This is a genomic window from Kitasatospora sp. NPDC091257 (genome assembly GCF_044757675.1).
In the GTDB taxonomy this organism is placed as follows: domain Bacteria; phylum Actinomycetota; class Actinomycetes; order Streptomycetales; family Streptomycetaceae; genus Kitasatospora; species Kitasatospora lactacystinica.
The window spans coordinates 1-3,496 of the sequence record NZ_JBIVVI010000983.1 but is presented as its reverse complement, the minus strand read 5'-3'; the positions used below and the strand labels follow the sequence as shown (position 1 = coordinate 3,496).

1 protein-coding gene and 1 pseudogene are annotated in these 3,496 nt (G+C 75.7%); one reads left to right on the top strand and one right to left on the bottom strand.

The annotated features are described in order from the left end of the window. Nucleotides 1-1,638: pseudogene (locus ACIQOV_RS33120) on the top strand (hypothetical protein); the annotation flags it as partial. A 121-nt stretch (nt 1,639-1,759) separates the two neighbouring features. On the opposite strand, the gene ACIQOV_RS33115 reads toward ACIQOV_RS33120, so the two are convergent. After that, a complete protein-coding gene (locus ACIQOV_RS33115) occupies nt 1,760-3,421 on the bottom strand; it encodes a long-chain fatty acid--CoA ligase (protein ID WP_387688816.1) in 1,662 nt (553 codons plus the stop codon). Between the last annotated feature and the right edge of the window lie 75 nt (nt 3,422-3,496).

Sequence of the window (3,496 nt, the reverse complement as noted above, 5' to 3'; positions counted from 1 at the left end):
CCCGGCAGCCCCGGTGCCCCCGACATTCCGGCCGACCAGTGGCCGAACGCCCCCGCCCGGGTCGAGCGGGCCGTCCCCGAGCAGTGGAACGGCACCGGCAATGACCCCGCGTACGGCCGCCAGGGCCTGCCCGGACCGGACGGTGCCCAGAGCGACCCGTGGGGCAAGGACGACGGCCGCTCCGGCCCCGCCTACGCCGTGCCCGTCGAGGGCCACCGGGTGCCGCCGAACCGCCCCGGCGGGCGCGAGCCGCTCGCGCTCGGCCCGGCCCCCGCGCCCACCGCCCCGGACGGCACCCCGCCGGCCGGCACCCCGACCACCGAGGCCGCCCAGGCCGCCCAGGAGCAGGCCCCGGGCGAGACCAAGCACCGGCGCCGCCGCGCGCTGCCCTCGACCGAGGAGTCCTCCGGCGGCTTCGCCCTGCCCGGAGCGGCCGACGCCCCGGTCTACCCCGGCCTGGAGCACGCCCTGCCGGCCGGTCCCGCGCCCGCGCCGCCCGAACCGGGCGCCACCGCGCCGACCGGACGCCGCCGCCGGCTGGCCGTCCCGCCGGGACCGGACCCGGACGCCCTGGTGAACGCCTCCGTTCCGGTCGGCCAGGTCGAGCACGTCGGCCAGGTCGGCCAGGTCGGCCAGGCGCTGCCCTCCCCCGGCAGCGCGCTGGCGCCCGCCCGCGCCGCCCTGCCCGCCGCCGAGGAGCCGTCCGGCCCCCGCCCGGTCGGCACCGGCCTGGGCGAGCTCGCCCCGCCGCGCCAGCTCGGCCCCGCGCCGGTGACCGCCACCGCGCCGCAGCCGCCCGTACCGGCCGAGGCCCACCGGACCGCGCCGCGCCCGATGGCCGAGCTCCCGCCCGCGGACGAGCGACCCGCCGACGAGCAGCCGTCCGCCCCGACCGGCGAGCTGGCCAACACCCGCCGGCTGCTGGTCTGGCCCGAGCCCGACCCCGCCACCAAACAGGCCCTCCAGGCGCGCGGCTACCTGCCGGTGATCGTCCGCTCCCGCGAGGAGGTGGACGCCCAGGTCCCCGGCTTCCCCGCCGCCCTCTTCGTCGACCCGCTGACCGGCCCGATCACCCGCACCGCGCTCCAGTCGCTGCGCACCGCGGCGCTCAACCGCCGGGTCCCGGTGCTGGTCACCGCCGGCCTCGGCCAGGCCACCCGGGACGCGGCGTACGGGGCCGACCCGGCCGTCCTGCTGCGCGCCCTCGCACCGCGCGACGGTGAGCACCACGCCCCACGGGTGCTGCTGGTCGAGGGAGACCCGGACATCGCCGCCGCCATGATCAGCAGCCTGGAGCGGCGCGGCATGCACGTCGAGCACGCGGTGGACGAGAACGACGCGGTGGCCCGGGCCAGCAGTGTGCAGCCCAATCTGGTGGTGATGGACCTGCTGCAGATCCGCCGCCGCCGGGTCGGCCTGCTGGACTGGCTGCGCGCCAACGACCGGCTGCACCGCACCCCGCTGGTGGTCTACACCTCCGTGGACCTCGACCCGCGCGAACTGCCCCGGCTGCGCACCGGCGAGACCGTGCTCTTCCTCGCCGAGCGCTCGACCAGCGAGGACGTCCAGTCCCGGATCGTCGACCTGCTCGGGCGGATCGGTGCGATGGGCGAGGCGGGCGTCGCCGCCGCGGGCTGACTCCGTCGTGGGCCGGCTCTGCGGCTCTCGGGCTCTGCGGCTCTCGGGCCCTCCGGCACTCCGGCACGTGAAAGGGCCGGCCGCCCCCGTTCCGTACGGGGCGGCCGGCCCTTTCGGCCGGTCACTCCTTGCCGAGCACCGTGACGTCCAGCTCCTGGGCCGCGTAGCCGGCCCGGATCACCTTCTTGTCGAACTTGCCGACCGAGGTCTTCGGCACCGACTCCACGATCGCCCAGCGCTCCGGCAGCTGCCAGGAGGCGATCCGCTCGCCCAGGAAGGCCCGCAGCTCCTTCAGGCCGACGGTCGCGCCCGGGCGCAGCACCACGGTCGCCAGCGGGCGCTCGCCCCACTTCTCGTCCGGGACGGCGACCACGGCGGCCTCGGCCACGTCGGGGTGGGCCATCAGGGCGTTCTCCAGCTCGACCGAGGAGATCCACTCGCCGCCGGACTTGATGACGTCCTTGGCCCGGTCGGTGAGGGTCAGGTAGCCGTCCGCGGTGATCGTGCCGACGTCGCCCGTGCGCAGCCAGCCGTCCTCGGAGAACTTGTCGTCCGGGCGGACCGGGTCCTGGCCGGCGCCGCCGTAGTACGCCCCGGCGATCCACGGACCGCGCACCTCCAACTCGCCCGCCGAGACGCCGTCGTGCGGCATCCGCTCGCCGCCCGGGCCGATCAGCCGGGCCTCGACGGAGGCCGGGAAGACGCCCTGGGTGACCCGGTACGGCCACTCCTGCTCGGGGGTGAGGCCGCCCGGCGGCTGGGCGAAGGAGCCGAGCGGGGAGGTCTCCGTCATGCCCCAGGCGTGCAGCACCCGGATGCCGTGGCGCTCCTCGTAGGCCTTCATCAGCGACGGCGGACAGGCGCTGCCGCCGATGACCACCATGCGCAGGCTGGAGGTGTCGTAGTCGCCCGCGTCGAGTTCGTCCAGCAGGCCGGCCCAGATGGTGGGGACGGCGGCACTGACGGTCGGACGGACGGCGGCGATCATCTCGGCCATCGGCTTGGGCTGGAGGAAACGATCCGGCATGAGCAGGTTGGCGCCGGACATGAAGGCGGCGTGCGGGATGCCCCAGGCCTGGACGTGGAACATCGGCACCACCGGCAGCGCGGTGTCGCGCGGGGTGAAGGCGAAGTTGTCGCCGGTGTTCACCTGGAGGCAGTGCAGGTAGACCGAGCGGTGGCTGTAGAGCACGCCCTTCGGGTCCCCGGTGGTGCCGGAGGTGTAGCAGAGCACGGCGGCCCGCCGCTCGTCGATGTCGTGCTGCCACGGGTACTCGGTGGGCCGACCGGCGATCAGCTCCTCGTAGTCGTGCACCGCGCCCGCGAAGCCGGCCAGCACCGAGCGGTCGCCGGGGCCGCTCACCACGATGTGCCTGAGGGTCGGTGCGAGGTCCGGGAGGACGGCGGCGAGCAGCGGCAGGACGGTGCCGTTGACGATGATCACGCGGTCGGCGGCGTGGTTGACGATGAACGACAACTGCTGGGAGGGCAGCCGCAGGTTCAGCGTGTGCAGCACGGACCCCATCGCGGGGACGGCGAGGTACGCCTCCAGGTGCTCGGTGTTGTTCCACATCAAGGTGGCCACCCGGTCGTCCGCGGTCACCCCCAGCTCGTCGCGCAGCGCGCACGCGAGCTGCGCGGCCCGCGCGCCGACCTCGGCATAGGTCCGGACGACCGGCCCGGTGCCGTCCCAGGTGGTCACGGTCGAGCGGCCGTGGATCGTCGACCCGTGCTCCAGGATTCGGGCGACGGTGAGCGGTACGTCCTGCATCGTGCTGAACACGGGTCCTCCTCGACCTGGCGGCACTGGGGGCTGCGCCTGCGGCACCTACCGGGCGGTAATGCGCGCGGACGTGCC